Source organism: Huijunlia imazamoxiresistens (assembly GCF_037132455.1).
Classification (GTDB): domain Bacteria; phylum Bacteroidota; class Bacteroidia; order Chitinophagales; family Chitinophagaceae; genus Flavisolibacter; species Flavisolibacter imazamoxiresistens.
Window position 1 is genome coordinate 66383 of record NZ_JBBBEI010000004.1, and the last position, 18924, is coordinate 85306.

22 protein-coding genes are annotated in these 18924 nt (G+C 57.9%); 20 read left to right on the forward strand and 2 right to left on the reverse strand.

Annotated features, from left to right (window positions below; translation table 11 throughout):
• Nucleotides 1-40 precede the first annotated feature (40 nt).
• The 6 genes from ric to V9K67_RS06160 all read left to right on the forward strand — a co-directional run bounded on the left by ric (nucleotide 41) and on the right by V9K67_RS06160 (nucleotide 4959).
• On the forward strand, nucleotides 41-1015 hold the full coding sequence (gene ric, locus V9K67_RS06135) for an iron-sulfur cluster repair di-iron protein (protein ID WP_336720834.1): 975 nt from the start codon (nucleotides 41-43) through the stop codon (nucleotides 1013-1015).
• A gap of 68 nt (nucleotides 1016-1083) precedes the next feature.
• Nucleotides 1084-1515: an RrF2 family transcriptional regulator gene (locus V9K67_RS06140; RefSeq protein ID WP_336720835.1), complete on the forward strand. Its 432-nt coding sequence runs from the start codon at nucleotides 1084-1086 to the stop codon at nucleotides 1513-1515.
• Complete coding sequence (locus V9K67_RS06145) at nucleotides 1512-2597, forward strand: DUF8744 domain-containing protein (protein WP_336720836.1); 1086 nt, start codon at nucleotides 1512-1514, stop codon at nucleotides 2595-2597. Before V9K67_RS06140 ends, V9K67_RS06145 begins: the two co-directional genes overlap by 4 nt.
• Before the next feature lie 23 nt (nucleotides 2598-2620).
• A complete protein-coding gene (locus V9K67_RS06150; RefSeq protein ID WP_336720837.1) occupies nucleotides 2621-2920 on the forward strand; it encodes a metal-sulfur cluster assembly factor in 300 nt (99 codons plus the stop codon).
• Between the two features lie 108 nt (nucleotides 2921-3028).
• Entirely contained in the window at nucleotides 3029-3391 is a 363-nt protein-coding gene (locus V9K67_RS06155) for a hypothetical protein (RefSeq protein WP_336720838.1), read from the forward strand.
• 233 nt (nucleotides 3392-3624) lie between these two features.
• Nucleotides 3625-4959, forward strand: a complete 1335-nt coding sequence (locus V9K67_RS06160; protein ID WP_336720839.1) for a hypothetical protein — start codon at nucleotides 3625-3627, stop codon at nucleotides 4957-4959.
• A 9-nt stretch (nucleotides 4960-4968) separates the two neighbouring features.
• On the opposite strand, the gene hisS is transcribed toward V9K67_RS06160, so the two are convergent.
• Both hisS and V9K67_RS06170 read right to left on the reverse strand, forming a co-directional pair.
• Nucleotides 4969-6351 (reverse strand): histidine--tRNA ligase, encoded by a 1383-nt coding sequence (hisS, locus tag V9K67_RS06165; RefSeq protein ID WP_336720840.1) that lies wholly within the window; start codon nucleotides 6349-6351, stop codon nucleotides 4969-4971.
• Nucleotides 6352-6381: 30 nt separating this feature from the next.
• Nucleotides 6382-6855, reverse strand: coding sequence for a low molecular weight protein-tyrosine-phosphatase (locus V9K67_RS06170; RefSeq protein WP_336720841.1), 474 nt, complete (start codon nucleotides 6853-6855; stop codon nucleotides 6382-6384).
• A 221-nt stretch (nucleotides 6856-7076) separates the two neighbouring features.
• Between V9K67_RS06170 and V9K67_RS06175 the strand changes: the two genes are divergently transcribed.
• The 14 genes from V9K67_RS06175 (at nucleotide 7077) to nuoH (ending at nucleotide 18912) form a co-directional block, all read left to right on the forward strand.
• On the forward strand, nucleotides 7077-7307 hold the full coding sequence (locus tag V9K67_RS06175; protein ID WP_336720842.1) for a hypothetical protein: 231 nt from the start codon (nucleotides 7077-7079) through the stop codon (nucleotides 7305-7307).
• A complete protein-coding gene (locus tag V9K67_RS06180; RefSeq protein WP_336720843.1) occupies nucleotides 7304-8245 on the forward strand; it encodes a PstS family phosphate ABC transporter substrate-binding protein in 942 nt (313 codons plus the stop codon). Before V9K67_RS06175 ends, V9K67_RS06180 begins: the two co-directional genes overlap by 4 nt.
• 85 nt (nucleotides 8246-8330) lie before the next feature.
• The gene (locus tag V9K67_RS06185; RefSeq protein ID WP_336720844.1) at nucleotides 8331-10001 is read left to right on the forward strand and encodes a tetratricopeptide repeat protein; all 1671 of its coding nucleotides are present in this window, start codon (nucleotides 8331-8333) and stop codon (nucleotides 9999-10001) included.
• A gap of 177 nt (nucleotides 10002-10178) precedes the next feature.
• On the forward strand, nucleotides 10179-10589 hold the full coding sequence (locus tag V9K67_RS06190) for an NADH-quinone oxidoreductase subunit A (RefSeq protein ID WP_336720846.1): 411 nt from the start codon (nucleotides 10179-10181) through the stop codon (nucleotides 10587-10589).
• Between the two features lie 137 nt (nucleotides 10590-10726).
• Entirely contained in the window at nucleotides 10727-11311 is a 585-nt protein-coding gene (locus V9K67_RS06195) for an NADH-quinone oxidoreductase subunit B (protein ID WP_336720847.1), read from the forward strand.
• 130 nt (nucleotides 11312-11441) lie between these two features.
• Nucleotides 11442-12014 (forward strand): NADH-quinone oxidoreductase subunit C, encoded by a 573-nt coding sequence (locus V9K67_RS06200; RefSeq protein ID WP_336720849.1) that lies wholly within the window; start codon nucleotides 11442-11444, stop codon nucleotides 12012-12014.
• A 79-nt stretch (nucleotides 12015-12093) separates the two neighbouring features.
• A complete protein-coding gene (locus V9K67_RS06205) occupies nucleotides 12094-13323 on the forward strand; it encodes an NADH-quinone oxidoreductase subunit D (RefSeq protein ID WP_336720851.1) in 1230 nt (409 codons plus the stop codon).
• Between the two features lie 30 nt (nucleotides 13324-13353).
• A complete protein-coding gene (gene nuoE / locus V9K67_RS06210) occupies nucleotides 13354-13851 on the forward strand; it encodes an NADH-quinone oxidoreductase subunit NuoE (protein ID WP_336720852.1) in 498 nt (165 codons plus the stop codon).
• Nucleotides 13852-13872: 21 nt separating this feature from the next.
• A complete protein-coding gene (locus V9K67_RS06215; protein ID WP_336720854.1) occupies nucleotides 13873-14322 on the forward strand; it encodes a nuclear transport factor 2 family protein in 450 nt (149 codons plus the stop codon).
• Nucleotides 14323-14370: 48 nt separating this feature from the next.
• On the forward strand, nucleotides 14371-14742 hold the full coding sequence (locus tag V9K67_RS06220) for an aspartyl protease family protein (RefSeq protein WP_336720855.1): 372 nt from the start codon (nucleotides 14371-14373) through the stop codon (nucleotides 14740-14742).
• A gap of 50 nt (nucleotides 14743-14792) precedes the next feature.
• Nucleotides 14793-16145 (forward strand): NADH-quinone oxidoreductase subunit NuoF, encoded by a 1353-nt coding sequence (gene nuoF / locus V9K67_RS06225; RefSeq protein WP_336720856.1) that lies wholly within the window; start codon nucleotides 14793-14795, stop codon nucleotides 16143-16145.
• Between the two features lie 62 nt (nucleotides 16146-16207).
• Entirely contained in the window at nucleotides 16208-17374 is a 1167-nt protein-coding gene (locus tag V9K67_RS06230; protein ID WP_336720857.1) for an NADH-quinone oxidoreductase subunit G, read from the forward strand.
• 92 nt (nucleotides 17375-17466) lie between these two features.
• A complete protein-coding gene (locus tag V9K67_RS06235; protein WP_336720859.1) occupies nucleotides 17467-17859 on the forward strand; it encodes a HEPN domain-containing protein in 393 nt (130 codons plus the stop codon).
• Nucleotides 17860-17865: 6 nt separating this feature from the next.
• On the forward strand, nucleotides 17866-18912 hold the full coding sequence (gene nuoH, locus V9K67_RS06240; protein WP_336720861.1) for an NADH-quinone oxidoreductase subunit NuoH: 1047 nt from the start codon (nucleotides 17866-17868) through the stop codon (nucleotides 18910-18912).
• Nucleotides 18913-18924 lie beyond the last annotated feature (12 nt).

Below are 18924 nucleotides of genomic sequence, written 5' to 3' on the forward strand. Positions count from 1 at the left end.
CAAATACTTTTATTCCCGGATTCATTTAAAACACCCCATTATGAACGCAATTGAAAGCCTCTATGTTCCCGCGCTTCCTCCCGCGCTGAAGCATCCCACGATCTTCAACCTGTTTGACCGCGCCCTGCCGGGCGAGGCCTTTGTCATCATCAACGACCACGATCCCAAACCTTTATATTACCAGCTGCTGGCCGAAAAAGGGAATATCTTTTCCTGGAAGTACCTGCAGGAAGGCCCTGAAGAGTGGCAGGTGCAGATTGCCAAAAAACCCGCCGCCGGCAGCGAGACCGTCGGCCAGCTGGCGGCGGCCGACCTGCGCAAGGCCGAAGTTTTCCGCAAATACGGCATCGATTTCTGCTGCGGCGGCAAAAAATCGCTGAAGCAGGCCTGTGCCGACGCCCGGGTGTCCGAAACCGAAGTGCAGGCCGCCCTGGACAGCGCCGTCCAGGCAGCGGCGACGCCCACCTTCGATTTCAACCGCTGGAGCGCCGACTTCCTGGCCGACTATATTTACAACCAGCACCACGAATATTATTACGAGCACGGCCCGGTGATCGCCGACCTGTGCGACAAGGTGACCGGCCGCCACGGCAACCATTTCCCGCAGCTGTACGAGCTGAGTAACCTGTACCGCCAGCTGCAGCAGGAGCTGGACGTGCATTTCCAAAAAGAAGAAAAAGTGCTGTTTCCCTTTATCAAGGCCCTGGTGGCCGCCCACAAAACCGGCGATGGGTCCGGGCTGCTGGCCTATCCCTCCGTGCAGGGGCCGGTTCATGCCATGGAGGCAGACCACGACGATGCCGGTGAAGTGCTGGCTCAGATAAAAGCGCTGACGGACAACTACACCCCGCCGGCCGGCAGCTGCAACAGCTTCCGTTTCCTGTACAAAAAGCTGCAGGACCTGGAAGAAGACCTGCACCTGCACATCCACCTGGAAAACAACATCCTGTTTCCCAAGGCCCTGGCCCTGGAAGCGGACCTGCGCCAGGGATCGAAACCGGGGGTGTTCCATTAAGTATTCCGAAAACAGGAACGTCCGGGCTTCCGGACGTTCCTGTTTTCCCTTATCCTAAATTCCCAGCCATGCTCTCCATTTCCTGTAAATATGCGTTGCGTTCCGTGGTGTACCTGATGGTGCGTTCGAAGGAAAGGGTGCGCTGCAGCATCAAAGAGATCTCCGCGGAGATCGAAGCCAACGAGCATACCACCGCCAAGATCCTGCAGCAGCTGGTGAAAGCGGAGATCATTCATTCCGCCAAGGGACCCACGGGCGGCTTCTTTATGCCGGCATCCGCGAGGCCCATCCCCCTGATCGAGGTGGTGAAGGTCGTCGACGGCACCAACTTCTTTTTCGAATGCGGGCTGGGACTGAAAAGCTGCTCGGAAGAAAAACCCTGCCCCCTGCACCACCACTATAAAGCCGCCCGCCAGGCGCTGTACCAGCAGTTCAGCACCCATACCGTGCAGGACCTGTCCGAAAACCTTTCCCTTGGAAAATCATTTTTAAAACGATGAACAAAGCCCTCGGCATCCTGCCGCTGATTGTGCTGTCGCTGCTGGCCGCCATCTGGACCGGCTGGCTGCGCCTGGGCTGGTCGCTGCCCCTGCCCAACGCGGTGGCCCAGCACGGCGCCCTGATGGTCAACAGCTTTTTGGCCACCCTGGTCTTCCTGGAGCGGGCCGTAACGGTGAAGAGCCGGTGGCTGCTCCTGCTGCCGGCGGTCAACGGGATCAGTGTTCTTTTCTTCCTGGGGCACCAGCCTGCCGTGGCGCAGGGCCTGCTCATTGCCGGCAGCGGGGGCTTCCTGCTGCTGTGCGGCTATTTTGCCGGGCGCTACAAAGAATTGTACTACTACGTGTTCCTGGCTGGGGCCTTCTGCCTGCTGTCGGGGAACATCATTCTCTTCCACACCCATTTTTATCCCTATGCCGTCAGCTGGTGGATGGCTTTCCTGCTGCTGACCATTGTGGCCGAGCGCCTGGAGTTGAGCCGCTTCCTGGCCCTCAATAATGCCCAACGCGCCTGGCTGCTGGCCGCACTGGGCGGGCTGCTGCTGTCGCTGTTTGTACCCTTTCATTTGAACGGCAGCCTTTACTTTTCCGTTGCGCTGGTGGCGGTGGCCGCCTGGCTGCTGCGCTACGACATGGCCCGCCGCTCGGTGCGGATGGCGGGGCAGCACCGCTATTCGGGCGCGCTGCTGCTGGTGGGTTATGCCTGGCTGCCCGTGACGGCGCTGCTGTTGACGGCGGGCAGGCAAACGGCCTTCGGCTACGATGCCGCCCTCCATGCCTTTTTTATCGGCTTCGTGTTTTCCATGATCTTTTCGCATGCGCCCATCATCCTGCCCGCGGTGCTGCGGCTGCCCGTGAAGTTGTACCGGCCAGTGCTCTACCTGTGGTTTGCCTTGCTGCAATTGACCCTGGTGGCGCGTATGGCCGCCGACTGGGCCGGGGCCTGCGAAGTGCGCCGGTGGGCCGGCCTGCTCAATGGCGTGGTCATCCTCCTGTTCTTTACCACGGTGGCCCTCACCCTGCGCCGGGAGCTCTCCCGGCGGAAAATGTCCCCCAGGGCAAACCTGCATCCCGTCCTCCAGTAATTCACAGCAACAAAACATTCGCTATGCTTACCGAAAATGCTATCATCGAAAAGCTGAAAACCATTTACGATCCCGAGATACCGGTCAATATTTACGACCTGGGGCTGATCTACCAGGTGCAGGTCATTGGGGGGCAGGTGTACCTGCTCATGACGCTCACCACGGCTACCTGCCCGGCCGCCGCCTTCCTGCCCGAGGAGGTGCGGCAAACGCTGGAAGAGCTGCAGGACGTTGCCGCCGTGCACCTGGACGTGGTGTACGAACCTGCCTGGACGCAGGACCGCATGAGTGCCGAGGCGAAAAAGATCCTGGGTTTCGGTTAAGCCTGGGAGTGAATAGCTTCCCGGTTTTTAAATTTTAAGATTTCCCTAGCTTTTTGTGGGTGCGTATTTGCACTGCGCGGCTTTTTTTACAACAACACAGGCTGCACCATGAAAGCTTTTTCCATTATTAAAGTATTCGTTTCCCTTCTGCTGGTAGTTGTTTTTGCCAGTTGCCGTTCGAACCGTACTGCCCGTACACCTTATCCCAACGACCGGCGTTATCCCCATGACCGGCGTTATCCCGACCGTCGTTATCCCCAGGAGCGAAGCGTGTACCGCATGCCGCCCGGCCAGGCCAAGAAAGTGTACGGCCACCAGTCGGCCAGGGCGTTTGCCCCGGGACAGCAAAAGAAACGGTATTATGCAAGCCCGTCGAGCGACCGCCAGCGCTATTATGCGAAAAAGCACGATAACAAAAAACACAAGCACCAGGGCCACAAAGGAAAGGGTGGAAAAAAAGGAAGGAAATAATTCCCGCAGGTCTCTAAAAAAAACATCCAGCCGTAAGACTACGGCCGGATGAAGCATTTTCTTCTAACTAAAAATCTTAATAAATATACAGCGCTTATTTGGAACCTCCAATAGGGGTTGCTTATTAGTGTGCCCATAAAGGACCCCGGGGTCAGTTGTCTGCCTGACATTTATCAGCCATCGCCCTGAGGGCCGGAAGCACCGGGCCGAGGGGTTTTCCGGATGTTTGCACTATGGATCAACAGGTTGCAGGCGGTGCCGGCGAAGTAAGTCCCTTTGCCCGGAACCGGGAAATAAAGGAAAACAGGGCAGCGGGGTTGCCCGGGCAGGCGCCCCTGGGGAGGCTGCAGCAAAGATTGCTGCGGCTGTCGCTGTTCAATTTTTTCCTGCTGGCGGGGGCAGGGCTGCTCCTGCGGCTGCTGCCCTTTCTGTCCCATTTCCCGCTGGAGTACCGCCACCTGCTGCACGGCCACTCGCATTTTGCCTTTGGCGGCTGGGTGCTGCCGGTGCTGGTGCTGCTCCTGCTGCGGTACTTTCCCCTCCTTCGGCAACAGGTGGCGTTCCGCCACTGGCGCATTATTGCTTTCCTGGCCTTTGTATCGGCTTACGGCATGCTCGTTTCCTTTTCTTTCCAGGGCTACAAGGCCGCTTCCATCTTTTTTTCCACGCTTTCCCTTTCGGCCGGCATCTACCTGGCCGTGGTGGTGGGGAGGGCGCTCCGGGGCAGGGCGCTGCCGCCTTCGCTGCGGCTGGTAAGGGCCGGCCTGTTTTATTACTGCCTGTCCGCTTTGGGTCCCCTGGCTACCGGTCCGCTGGCGGCGGCCGGCAAGGCGGGCACGCCGCTGTATAGGGACGTCATTTATTTTTATCTGCACTGCCAATACAACGGCTGGTTTGTATTGACCCTGCTGGCGGTGCTGTACCGGGTGTTGGAAAAAAAGGGCATTGCCCGTTACGGGCAGACGGTGTACCGGCTGTTTGCCTTTTCGTGCCTGCCGGCTTATTGCCTGTCGGTATTGTGGCACGGGCCGGCGCTGGCGTTTTATGGGGTAGGAGGGCTGGCGGCCGCGGCCCAGGTGGCGGGGTTGTATTTTTTAGTAAAAGACGTCCGGGGGTTCCGGTGGGCGCAAAACGGTTCGGGCCTTTTGTTCCGGCTGGCGGCGGCGGCTTTTGTGCTGAAGAACGGGCTGCAGCTGGTGAGTGCGGGGCCGGCGGCGGCGGCCCTGGCGTCCCTCTACCACAATGTCGTGATCGCCTACCTGCACCTGGTGCTGCTGGGGTTTGTCAGCCTGGGTTGCCTGGCGGCCCTCTTTCATGCGGGTACGCTTTCGTTTTCCCCTCGAGCCAGGGTGGGTTTGGGACTGTTCCTGTTTTCGTTTGTGGCGACGGAATGCCTGCTGGTGGGGCAGGCTGCCGGTGCGTATTTGGGGGTTACCGTTCCCTATGTGCCGCTCCAGTTGTTGCTGTTCAGCCTGTTTTTCCCCATCGGCATCTTTCTCCTGTTCCGCTCGGCCTGCGGGCAAAAAAAAGAGACGTTGCGGGGCAACGTCTCTGCGGTATCGATATGATTGCTTTTTCTATTCGCTAAAAAACGCCACCAGCTCTTCAAACGAAACTTTCTTTTGTTCGCCGGTAGCCAGGGTTTTGATGTTGGCGGTGCCTTCCGTTACTTCCTTGCTGCCGATGATCACCACGTAGGGGATGTTTTTCTTTTCGGCGTACTTGAATTGCTTGTCCATTTTTACCGGTTCGTGGAAGAGTTCGGCAGCAATGCCTTCCTGGCGCAGGGCCTGCAGCAGGCTGTACGCCGTTTTCCCTTCCTCCGCTCCCAGGTTGAAGAACAGCACCTTGGTGCCCTGCTCCACGGTTTGGGGGAACAGCTTCAGTTCTTCCAGCACGTCGTAAATACGGTCCACGCCAAACGAGACGCCCACGCCGGGGATGTTGGGCACCCCGAACAGGCCGGTGAGGTCGTCGTAGCGGCCGCCGCCGCCGATGGAGCCGATTTTCACGCCTTCGGGCGCCTTGGCTTCGAAGATGAGGCCGGTATAGTAGTTCAGGCCGCGGGCCAGCGTAAAGTCGATGGTAAGGTTGGGCGCTTGTTGTTTGGCGCCGGCCGTGGCGCCTTCGAGCACAAACTCCAGTTCCGAAATCCCTTTCCGACCGGTTTCGGAGGCGGCAAACAGTTCTTTGGCCCGGGCCAGCTTTTCCCCGTTGGTGCCCTCAATGGCTAGGTAGTTTTCAATGACGGCTACCTGGTCGGCCGACAGGCCCCGCTGCAACAGCTCTTCCTTAACCTTGTCCAGGCCGATCTTGTCGAGCTTGTCGATGGCAATGGTGATGTCGGTCATTTTCTCCGCGCCGCCGCAAAGCTCGGCCAGGGCCGCCAATATCTTGCGCGAGTTGAGGCGCAGGTCGTAGCCCGTCATGCCCAGGGCGGTGAACACCTGGTGGTAGATGTGCACGAACTCCACTTCATTCAGCAGGGCGTTGCTGCCCACCACGTCGGCGTCGCACTGGTAGAATTCGCGGTAGCGGCCTTTCTGGGGCCGGTCGGCCCGCCAAACCGGCTGCACCTGGTAGCGCTTGAAGGGGAAGGTCAGCTGCCCGTGGTTCATGGCCACGTAGCGGGCGAAGGGGATGGTCAGGTCGTACTTCAGCGCCCGTTCGGTGAGGTTCTTGTCGTTTTTGCCCCCCAGTACGTTTTCAAAAGCGACTTTCGCCTTGTCGGTGTTCTTGGGGTCGTTCAGGCCGTTGTTCAGGATCTTGAAGATCAGCTTGTCGCCTTCTTCCCCGTACTTGCCCATCAGGGTGTCGAGGTTTTCCATGGCGGGGGTTTCCAGGGGCTGGAAGCCGTAGAGTTCAAAAACGTTTTTAATGGTTTGTAAGATGTATTGGCGTTTGCGCACCACGTCGGGCCCGAAATCGCGGGTGCCCTGGGGCAGGGAGGGTTTGGTCATTGTGCTGTTTAATAAGTCAAAAAGGGTCAATTAATTCGGTACGTTCGAACCGCTGTAGCGTTCGATGATGCGGTCGCAGGCCTGGGCAATCAGCTCGTACACCTCGTGGTAGCCGTCCTCGGCCCCGTACCAGGGGTCGGGCACCGAGCGGTCCTCGCCGGGGAAGAGCTCGTTGAGCAGCAGGTCGGCCTTGGCGGGGTCGAACTTGTCGCGGCCGATCATGCGGATGTCCTCCAGCACGTCGTCGGCCAGGGCGTAGATTTTGTCGTAGCGGTCGAAGTCGGACCGTTCAAAGCGGCGGGCCCGCTGGTGGCAAATGTCGATGCCGTTCAGGCGGGCCACCTTCTGCGACAGCCGGTGCGGGGCTTCGCCGATGTGGTAGCTGGTGGTGCCGGCGCTGTCCACCTGCCAGTTCAGCCCGGCCTGTTTTGCCTTGTGCTCCAGGATCCCTTCCGCCAGCGGGCTGCGGCAGATGTTTCCCAGGCACACCATTAAGATCCTCATAACGTCTGTGTTCAATATTTCCGCAAAAATAAAGGGAAGTGAGAAAGTATGGAATAGGGCCGGTTCCGCATCTTTTAAAGCCCCTGCGGATAAACACCTCCCTTTTTTGGCGGTTGCCGCTATGCTGATCCGTTAGTTTTCAGGGGAAGGGCAACTTTTATAAGAGTTGAAAAGTGAAAATCATTAATTTGCTGGCCTGGCAAACACATAGTACATTTTTTATGAACCAGTACGAACAGGAAAAGAAAAGGGTAACGCTGATGCGCTCCATCGCCAACTACGGCATGGGCGTCTTTTTTATTCTGGCCGGCATCTTTTTCCTGGTGTACGCCCAGCTGGGCATCGACCTGGGCATGGAGCCTTCGCCCCTGGACCTGGTAATTGGCGGGTTGTTTGTGATCTATGGCATCTGGAGGGTTTACCGGGGATACAAGAAGAACTATTTTAAATGATGAATCGGAGAAGAACAATATTGAAGGTGCGGCAGACGGCCTGGATGGGCTTGCTGCTGTTGGTTTTAAACAGCTGCGGCGGGGAGGTAGACCCCAACGCGCCCACCGACACCCTGACCGAGGGTACCATTCACATCAGTGCCGATGAGTCGTTCAAGCCCGTCATCGACTCGCAGGTGCAGGTATTCGAAGCCTCGAACCCCGCCGCCAAGATCGTCGTGCACTACAAGCCGGAGGCGGAATGCCTCAAGGATTTTGCCGTCGACTCCATCCGCATGGTCATCGCCACCCGCAGCTTTACCCCGGCCGAGGAACGCTTCATGACCGACTCCCTGAAGGTAGACCCCTCCTTTATGCGGGTTGCCTTCGACGCGGTGGCGGCCGTAGTGCACCCCCAGTCGTCCGATACCCTGCTGAAGCTGGCCGACATCCGCGACCTGCTGGCGGGTAACTCTTCCAAAAAGCTGCAGCCGGTCTTCGACGGCACCCGCGCCACTTCCACGGTACGCTTTGCCCTCGACTCGATCCTGAAGGGCGCTCCCCTGGGTCCCAACATCACGGCGGCCCAATCCAGCGCCGGCGTGATCGATTATGTGGCCAAAACCAAAAACGCCATCGGCTTTATCGGCGTGTGCTGGATCGGTAACCCCGAGGACTCCACCCAGCTCAGCTATTTGGACAAAGTCAGGGTGGTGCAGCTGGAAAGTCCCCACGAGCCCGGCATTTACGTGACGCCGGCCCAGTACAACATTGCTTACGGCCGCTACCCGATGATCCGCAGCCTGTATTACGTGCTGAAGGAACGGCACAACGGCCTGGGCCACGGGTTTGGCTACTTCCTCACCGGGCAGCGCGGCCAGCTGGTATTCAAGCGGGCCTACCTGATGCCGGGGCAAATGGCGTTCAACGTGCGCCAGACCAACCTGCGGGATGAGTAACGGATGAGCAACATTAACAATGAGTAAATAAACTCCTGTATAGTTTTTGACATCTTAACCGACATCTTTAAAAACGAAAAGAAAAATGAAGAAGACCGCGATTGTACTGTTTTTTTCCGCCGCATTGTCCGTTCCGGGTTTTGCCCAGAACGTGCAGGAGGGTAAAAAGCACCTGAATGCCGAGCGCTACCAGAGCGCTAAGGAGGTTTTTGAAAAGCTCCTGGCTGCCAACCCCAAGAATGCCGAAGCCAGCTACTGGCTGGGACAGACCTATATTAAAATGAAAGATTCGGCCACTGCCGTTTCCCACTACCAATCGGCCCTGTCCGCCAACAGCAACGCTCCCCTGGTGCTGGTGGGCGCCGGCCAGATCGACCTGATGCAGGGCAAGAGCGCCGAAGCCAAACAAAAGTTTGAGACCGCCATCAGCCTGGCCAAAGGCAAAAAAGGCACCAACCCCGACGTGCTGGCCGCTATCGGCCGCGCCAACGTGGATGCCCGCACCGGCGACCTGGCCTACGGCATCGAAAAGCTGAATGAAGCCGCCAAGTCCGCTCCCAACAATGCCGAAGTGTACTTCGCCCTGGGAAATGCCTACCGCAAAGCCCATGAAGGCGGCCCGGCCGTGACCAACTACATGAAGGCCACCCAGATGGACGCTGCCTACGCCCTGCCGTACTACCGCATGGCCCGCATCTACCAGACCCAGCAGCCTTATTCCGATATCGTGCTGACCAACCTGAACAATGCTGTGGCCGCCGACGCGAAGTTCGCGCCCGCTTACCTCGACCTGTATTATTATTACCTGCTCTACGCCAAGGATTTTGCCAAGGCCGAAGAGTTTGCCAACAAATACATCTCCAGCACCGACCCCAGCGTGGAGAACGATTACCTGAAGGCCCAGACCATCTTCGTGCAAAAGAAATACGACGAGGCCATCGCCATCGGTAAAAATATCGTGGAAAAGGCCGGCGACAAAGCCAACCCACGCGTGTACCGCCTGCTGGCGTACAGCAACCTGGAAAAAGGTGACACCGCAGCGGCCCGTCCGTTCGTAGAACAGTTCTTTACCAAGGCCGACCAGGAAGATATCGTTCCTGCCGACTACATCATGCGTGCCGACGCCTATGCTTCGGAAAACCCGGACATCGTGCTGGAAAGCTACCTGCAGGGCGCCAAGCTGGACACCGTTCCGGCCAAGCAGGTGCAGTTCCTGAACCAGGGCATTGACCGCTTTACCAAATCCGGCAACAAGTCGGCCGTAGCGGCCCTCCGCGAGGCTTCTTTCCGCCTGCGCGGCGCCGATGCCAACCCCACCGAGCTGATCTCGTACATGGCGGTTCCCTACTACCAGGCCGGTAATTTCCAAAAGGCCGACAGCGTTTCCAAAGCCTATATCACCATGATGCCCGACAGCATCTACGGTCATATCTGGAGCGCCCGTTCCCTGGCCCGTATCGATACCTCCATGGAGCAGGGCCTGGCCATCGATGCCTACAACAAGCTGCTGGACGTGGCTTCCAAAGACAAGGTGCGCTTTAAGTCGTATGGCGTGGAAGCGGCCGGTTACCTGGCCGGTTACTACAACAACGTGAAGAAGGAAAAGGATACTGCGGTAACCTACCTGAAGCGCGCCCTGGAGTTTGATCCCGAAAATGCGTCCATTAAGAATAATATCACTATTTTAGAGAAGCCTGCTGCGGCTCCGAAACCGGCCACTAAACCGGCGGCTCCGAAGAAACCGGGGGCTAAGTAGTAAAAAAATGAAGACTTATGGATAGGATTTGTAAATATAGATCTGATTTGCATATGTAAATTCTTGTGCTAAAGGGTCCTCCGGCTTTCGGGGGACCTTTTTGTTAGGCCTTCCAGGAGAAATATTAACCGCAACATTGCAGAGACTCGCTTATTTTTGCCACCATTTCAAACGACTATGTTCCACCTTTTACAGGCGCAAGTCGCCACCGCCGTTACCCATACCGACACGGCCGGCAGCTACCTCCCGGTCGCCCTTCAGTTACTTTTTGCCGTCGGCCTGATCGGACTGCTTATGGGGGTTACCCACTTGCTCGGCCCCAAACGCAATACGTCCGATAAGCTGCAAACCTTCACCAGCGGTATCGAAAGCCACGGTGAGGCCCGTCAGCCCATGGCCATCAAGTACTTCCTGGTCGCCATCCTCTTTGTGCTGTTCGACGTGGAAGTGATCTTCTTTTATCCTTATGCCGTGAATTTCAGGGGCTTGGGTTGGAGCGGTTTTTGGGCCGTCCTGATGTTCGTAGGCTTCTTCCTCTGCGGCTTCATCTACATCGTGAAGAAAGGCGCCCTGACGTGGGAAGACTAAAAATGTAAAATTTAAAATATTAAATGTAGAATGTAAAATATGGAATGTAAAATTTAAACATGTAAGAAGACGGCGTCGGCGCAGGGGAGAAAGTTTTACATTTTAAATTTTATAGTCTACATTCAAAATTTATTCATATGGCTCGTCCTGTATCGTATAATATCAACGAAAAGCCGCTGGTACAAGATATCAGCCTGGCGAATATGCCCGAAGGGTACCAGGGAGAAGGATTTTTTACAACAAAGCTGAGCGATGTGGTGGGATTGGCCCGGAAAAACTCTATCTGGCCCCTGCCGTTCGCCACTTCCTGCTGCGGCATTGAATTCATGGCCACCATGGCCTCGCACTACGACCTGGCCCGCTTTGGTGCGGAACGTTTGGGCTTCTCGCCCCGCCAGTGCGACCTGATCATGGTGATGGGCACCATCGCCAAAAAAATGGCGCCGGTGGTGCGCCAGGTGTACCTGCAGATGGCCGAGCCCCGCTGGGTGATGGCCGTAGGCGCCTGCGCCTGCAGCGGCGGCATCTTTGACAGCTACAGTGTGCTGCAGGGCATCGACCAGGTGATCCCGGTGGATGTGTACGTGCCCGGCTGCCCGCCGCGGCCCGAAGCCATCATCGACGGCATCATGCGCATCCAGGACCTGGTAGGCAAGGAAAGCATCCGCCGCCGTACCGGCGAGCAGTACAAGCAGCTCATGGCCAGCTACGGTATCCAGTAAATCCGGAATGCCCAAAAGTTCTTTATTCAAATAGATTATTCATTATCATTTTTAAATAAACCCCTTCGCCCGAAAAGCGGAGGGGTCCCCAACTCCCGCTCCACCGGAAAGGGTAGGGGAGAGGCCGAATATGACAAACGAAACCATCAAACAACGGCTGATCGAAAAGTTTGGCGACCAGGTAGGCGACTTCAGTGAGCCCTATGGTATGCTGACCTTTGAAGCACCCAGGGAGCTGAACATCCAGGTGCTGGAATTTTTATACCACGACGAGGAACTGAAGTTCCGCTTCCTCACCGACCTGGCGGCCGTGCACTACCCGGCCTACCCGGGCAGGGAGTTGGCGGTGGTGTACCACCTGCACAACCTGGTGGACAACGTCCGCATCCGCTTCAAGGTGTTTGCCCCCATCAGCCAGCCCGATGTGGCCACGGCCACCAAGCTGTTTGCCACCGCCAACTGGCAGGAGCGCGAAGCCTATGACTTTTACGGGGTCAACTTTGTCGGCCACCCCAACCTGATCCGCATCCAGAACGTGGACGAAATGGATTACTTCCCCCAGCGCAAGGAATACCCGCTGGAAGACCAGACCCGGATCGATAAGGACGATGAAATGTTTGGCCGCGGCGGCTCCTTCGATTTCGGCAATAAGTCCGCCGCCGACCACCGGCATACCATCAGCGAGGCGGAAAAAGAGGGATAACCGGTAGCGGCCTCCCCCTGTTTTCGCCGTTGTTGCTTTATGCAGCGACGCATTCTATCAGTTGATCACAAACTCATTCATGTCTACGACAGAAAAAAATAGAAGCCTTCCCGAAGGAAGCATCGAACGGACAACGACCAAGCTCAACCTTGGACCTACCCACCCGGCCACCCACGGGGTTTTCCAGAATATTTTGGAACTCGATGGCGAACGCATCGTGTCGGCCGAGCAAACCGTCGGCTACATCCACCGGGCCTTTGAAAAGATCGCCGAGCGCCGCCCGCTCTACCAGATCACCCCGCTGACCGACCGCCTCAATTACTGCTCGGCCCCCATCAACAACATGGGCTGGCACATGACCTGCGAAAAGCTGCTGGGCATCCAAACCCCCAAGCGGGTGGACTACCTCCGCGTGATCATCATGGAGCTGGCCCGGATCGCCGACCACCTGATCTGCAACTCCGTGATCGGGGTGGACACCGGCGCCTTTACCGGCTTTTTGTACGTGATGCAGTACCGCGAGCTCATCTACGAGATCTGGGAAGAGGTCTGCGGCTCCCGCCTCACCACCAACATCGGCCGGATCGGCGGTTTTGAACGCGACTTCAACAACATTGCCTTTACCAAGCTCGAACGTTTCCTGAAGGAATACCCCGACGTGCTGAAGGAATTCGAAAGCCTGTTTACCCGCAACCGCATCTTCATGGAACGCACCATGGGTGCCGGTCCCATTGGTGCCGAACGGGCCCTGAACTACGGCTTTACCGGTCCCAACCTGCGGGCCGCCGGCGTGGACTACGACGTGCGGGTGCATTCGCCCTACTGCTCCTACCAGGATTTCGACTTCGAGATCCCCCTGGGCACCACCGGCGACTGCTACGACCGCTTCCTGGTGCGCAACGGCGAGATGTGGCAATCGCTCCGCATCATCAACCAGGCCTACCAGAAGCTGCAGGAGTTCAAGGGCGAGGAAGCGACCGTTTACCATGCCGACGTGCCGGAATACTACCTGCCGGCTAAAAAAGACGTGTACACCAAGATGGAAGCCCTCATCTACCACTTCAAGATCGTGATGGGCGAGATCGACATGCCGCCGGGCGAAGTCTACCACAGCGTGGAAGGCGGCAACGGCGAGCTGGGCTTTTACCTCATCAGCGATGGCGGCCGCGCCCCCTACCGGCTGCACTTCCGCCGTCCCTGCTTTATCTACTACCAGGCGTACGAGGAACTCGTCAAAGGCAGCATGCTCAGCGATGCCATCATCGTGATGAGCAGCCTGAACCTCATTGCCGGTGAAATGGACGGCTAATCACAAACTAATAAACGCATTAATATCACAATGGTGACATTCTCAAAGGAAAAACTGGACAAGGTGGCCGAGATCATCGCCCGCTACCCGGAAGGAAAGCAGAAGAGCGCGCTGATCCCCGTGCTGCACCTGGCTCAGGAAGAGTTTGGCTGGCTGAGCGCCGAAACCATGGACTACGTGGCCGGCCTGCTGCAGCTGAAACCCATCGAAGTGTACGAAGTGGCCACCTTCTACAGCATGTACCACCTGAAGCCGGTGGGCAAATACGTGTTCGAAGTGTGCCAGACCGGTCCGTGCATGGTCCGCGGCAGCGACGACATTATCGACTACATCAAGGAAAAGCTCGACATCAAGGTAGGCGAAACCACCCAGGACGGCCTGTTCACCCTCAAGACCGTGGAATGCCTCGGTGCCTGCGGCTATGCCCCGATGATGCAGATGGGCAAGTTCTTCAAAGAGCACCTGACCCCCGAAAAGATCGACCGCATCGTCGACGAATGCCGGGCCAATGCGGCTAAAAACAATTAATTCGCCTCTTAACGCAACGATATGAAAAAGCAATTTTTGTTTCTCTGCTTTACCCTGCTGACCGTAGCGGGCTTCGCCCAGTCGAAAAGCGAAACGGCCGTGCTGGCCCGCGTCGACGCGCTGACCCAGGCGATCTTCGGCAAAAAGGACAGCCTGGTGCTGGCCGACGTGGTGAGCACGAAAGTGACCTACGGCCATTCCGGCGGCAACATCGAGGACAAGGCCACCATGATTAAAAATGCCCTGGCCAACGTCCAGACCTATAAAGATTTTACCTACGAACCCATCAGCATCATTTTCCCCAACAAGGAAACCGCCGTGCTGCGGCACAACCTGCGGGCCATCACGGTGAACCCCGACGGCACCCAGGGCCAGCTGAACCTCGGCGTACTGCAGGTATGGGTGAATGAAGGCGGCAAGTGGCGCATCGTAGGACGCCAGGCCGTCAAGATCCCGGAAAAAGCAAAATAAGACCAGCGAACATCCGTAACCAACGCATCACCTCCAAAAAACCTAAGCATGGCAACCGCCACCGTCACACTCAGGGTTCGCGAACGCCGTACGGCCGAGAACTTCCGCGATGTGGAGTTTCTCTTCGACAGCGGGCTGGCCTATAGCGTCATCCCCGGGCCGGTACTCGACCAGCTGGAGATCGTTCCGTACCGCGAAATGAATTTTTCGCTGGCCGACGGCACCATGATCAAGCGCAAGGTGAGCTCGGCTTACTTTGAATTCGGGGGCGAAGGCGGCCCGGCACCGGTAGTGTACGGCGAGGAAGGGGATGTGGCCCTGCTGGGGGTGACCACCCTGGAGTCGATCGGCCTGGTGCTGAACCCTTTTACCCGTACCCTGCACCCGATGCGGCTGTTCATGCCCAGCCTGCAGCGGTAAAAACATAACCGTTCATTTTCAAAAGCGAAGGCCCGCAAGGGCTGTCACATATGGGAAGAAAATTATTACTGGAAAACGCACATATAGAAGGTATCCGCTACTACGATACCTATGTGAAGAACGGCGGCTACCAGGCCGCCGCAAAGGCGCTCCAAATGGCGCCGGCCGACATCGTGGAAGAAGTGAAGAAAAGCGGCCTCCGCGGCCGTGGCGGCGCCGGCTTCCCTACCGGCATGAAATGGAGTTTTTTGGCCAAGCCCGAAGGCGTGCCCCGCTACCTGGTGTGCAATGCCGACGAATCGGAGCCCGGCACCTTCAAGGACCGCTACCTGATGGAGTTCATCCCCCACCTGCTGGTGGAAGGCCTGCTGATCTCCTCCTTCGCCCTGGGCTCCAACCGCACCTACATCTACATCCGCGGCGAATACGCCTGGATCGTGGATATCCTGGAACAGGCCATCGCCGAAGCCAACAAGGCCGGCTGGCTGGGTAAAAACATTAAAGGAACCGGCTTCGACTGCCAGATCTACGTGCAGCGCGGCGCCGGCGCCTACATCTGCGGCGAGGAAACCGCCCTGATCGAAAGCCTCGAAGGCAAAAGGGGCAATCCCCGCATCAAGCCGCCCTTCCCGGCGGTGAAAGGCCTGTACGACTGCCCCACGGTGGTGAACAACGTGGAAACCCTGGCCGCCGTCGTGCCCATCCTCAACATCGGGGCCGAAGAATACGCAAAAATCGGTATCGGCAAGTCCACCGGCACGAAGCTGATCTCCGCCTGCGGCAACCTCAAAAAGCCCGGCGTGTACGAGATCGACATGACCATCTCGGTGGAAGAATTCATTTACAGCGACGAATACTGCGGCGGCATTGCGAATGGCAAGCGCCTGAAGGCCTGTATCCCGGGCGGTTCCTCGGTGCCCATCCTGCCGGCCAACCTGCTGCTCAAAACCGCCAAGGGCGAGCCGCGGATGATGACCTACGAAGGCCTGGCCGAGGGCGGTTTTGCCACCGGCACCATGATGGGATCGGGCGGCTTTATCGTGCTGGACGAAGACCAGTGCGTGGTGCGCCACACCCTGTCGCTGGCGCGCTTCTACCGCCACGAAAGCTGCGGCCAGTGCTCGCCCTGCCGCGAGGGCACCGGCTGGATGGAAAAGATCTTGCACAACCTCGAATACGGTAAAGGCAAAAAAAGCGATATCGACCTGCTGTGGGACATCCAGCGCAAGATCGAAGGCAACACCATCTGCCCGCTGGGCGATGCCGCTGCCTGGCCCGTGGCCGCCGCCATCCGCCACTTCCGCGACGAGTTCGAGTGGCACGTGACCAACGCCCAGGAAGCGCAGGCGCGCAACTTTGGCCTGGCCCACTACGCCGACCCGCTGACCGTGGCGGTGCCGTAAGGTTATTAGAAGCATATTTCATTGATTTTTTGATTCAAAAATCCTCTTTAGGGGATAGCGATATGGAACAACAAAAACTTTTTAAGGTAACAATCGACAACATCACCGTGGAGGTGGAGCCGGGAACGACGATCCTGCAGGCTGCCCGCCGCATCGGCGGTGATGTGGTGCCGCCGGCCATGTGCTACTACAGCAAGCTCAAAGGCAGCGGCGGTAAATGCCGCACCTGCCTGGTGAAGGTGGCTGCCGGCTCCACGGCCGACCCGCGCCCCATGCCCAAGCTGGTGGCTTCCTGCCGCACTACGGTAATGGACGGCATGGTGGTGGAGAACATGACCAACCCCGCGGTGCTCGAAGCCCGCAAGGGGGTGGTGGAATTCCTGCTGCTCAACCACCCCCTCGACTGCCCGGTCTGCGACCAGGCCGGCGAGTGCGACCTGCAGGACCTGGGCTACGGCCACGGCGCCGAAAGCACGCGCTACGAGTTCAAGCGCCGCACCTTCGAGCGCATCGACCTCGGGCCCTATATCCAGCTGCACATGACCCGCTGCATCCTCTGCTACCGCTGCGTGTTCACCGCCGACCAGGTTTCCGGCCAGCGCGAGCACGGCGTGCTCGACCGCGGCGACCATGCCCAGATCGCTACCTATATCCAGAACGCCCTGGACAACGAATTTATCGGCAACGTCATCGACGTCTGCCCCGTAGGCGCCCTCACCGACCGCACCTTCCGCTTCAAGAACCGCGTATGGTTCACCAAGCCGGTGGATGCGCATTGCGACTGTCCCACCTGCTCGGGCAAGGTACGCCTGTGGATGCGGGGCGACGAGGTGCTGCGCGTCACGGCCCGCAAGGACCAGTGGGGCGAGGTGGAGGACTGGATCTGCAACAGCTGCCGCTTCGAAAAGAAGAAAGTGAGCGACTGGGTGATCGAAGGACCTGCCCGCGTCGACCGCCACTCGGTGATCTCGCAGGGCCACTACGAAAAAGTGGTGAAGCCGAAGGAAACATTCTCCGCCGTGATGAACGGCCGCCAGCCGAAGCTGCTGATGGACATCCACAGCGTGAGCGGCGTGAACACCGTGGAGCTGAGCGAGCTGCCCGGACCGGCCACCAGCAGGACCTTCAGCGGCGAAGCCCACAGCGCCGGCCACAATCCTACCGACATCAAGGCAGGGCTGGGACCGAACGTGAAGGGGACGGATTCGACCAATCCCAACACCCCCTAAAGGGAGGAATTGGGTTATTGGTTAATGGGGATATTGGGAATTTGTGGGGAGGGGAATTACCGGGGCAAGCCCGGATCACCAAACAAAACCTTATGAACGATACCCACGCGGAAATGGCCGGTATCCGGAAAAAGAAAGCCCTCGACACCATGAAAGAGGCCAGGGCCCTGGCCACCGCCAAAAGCTGGAACCAGGTGCCCGACCGGCTCTATTACGCGGCTTTTTACATGGTGGGCGCCCTGCTGGCGCAGAACGGCTTTTTTGCCCGAACGCATACGGGCCACAAAAGCCTTTTCTTCAAAGAATTCGTGCGGACCAGCCGGATCACCGCCCAGTCGGGCGACTTCTTCCAGCGGTTGTTCGACGGGCTGACGGAAGGCAATTATAAAGAAATGGCGGCCCCGGAAGAAGGCGAAATGCGGCGGCTGATAAAAGAAACGGAAAGTTTCCTGAACGAAATAAAAATCATTTTGGTCTCAAAATAACACTAGATGTATCTGTTACAATTCGACTGGTTCCTGGTCCTGGAAAAATTCATCCTCATTGCGCTGATCGTCACCATCTCGCTGGTGGTGGCCATGTACAGCACCTATGCCGAGCGCAAGATCGCCGCCTTTTTGCAGGACCGCCGCGGTCCCAACCGGGCCGGCCCCTTCGGCCTGCTGCAGCCCATGGCCGACGGCCTGAAACTGTTCATGAAAGAAGAGATCATCCCGCTCACTTCTTCCAAGTTCCTGTTCATTCTCGGTCCCATGCTGGCGATGATCACCGCCGTGATGACCAGCGCCGTCATCCCCTGGGGCGCCACCATCGACGTGGCCGGCCGCCAGGTACCCCTGCAAATCGCCGACATCAACATCGGCATCCTCTACATCTTCGGCGTGGTGAGCCTGGGTGTCTACGGCATCATGATCGGGGGCTGGGCGTCGAACAACAAGTTCTCGCTGCTGGCCGCCGTCCGCGGCGCCTCGCAGATGATCTCCTACGAGCTGGCCATGGGCCTGTCGCTGATCGCCGTGCTGATGATCTCCGGCTCGCTGAAAATGAGCGTGATCGTGGGCCAGCAGATGACCCAGGGCTGGAACATCATTTACCAGCCCCTGGGCTTTTTGATCTTCTTCATCTGCGCCCTGGCCGAATGTAACCGTACGCCCTTCGACCTGGCGGAGGCCGAGAATGAGCTGAACTTCGGCTACCACCAGGAATATTCCTCCATGAAGCTGGGTTTTTACCTTTTTGCCGAATACATCAACATGTTCATCAGCGGCGTGGTGATGTCCAGCCTGTTCTTTGGCGGCTACGACATCCCCTTCGTGAACGAAGCGGCCTGGGGTAACCATTGGTGGGTAGGCCTGATCGGCTTCGGCGTGCTCATGACCAAGGCGGTGCTGTTCATCTTCCTGTTCATGTGGATCCGCTGGACCATCCCGCGCTTCCGCTACGACCAGCTGATGAACCTCGGCTGGAAAGGGCTGCTGCCCCTGGCGCTGCTCAACATGCTGATCACCGCCATCGTGGTGCTGGCTTTAAATAAATAAATACAAACGATC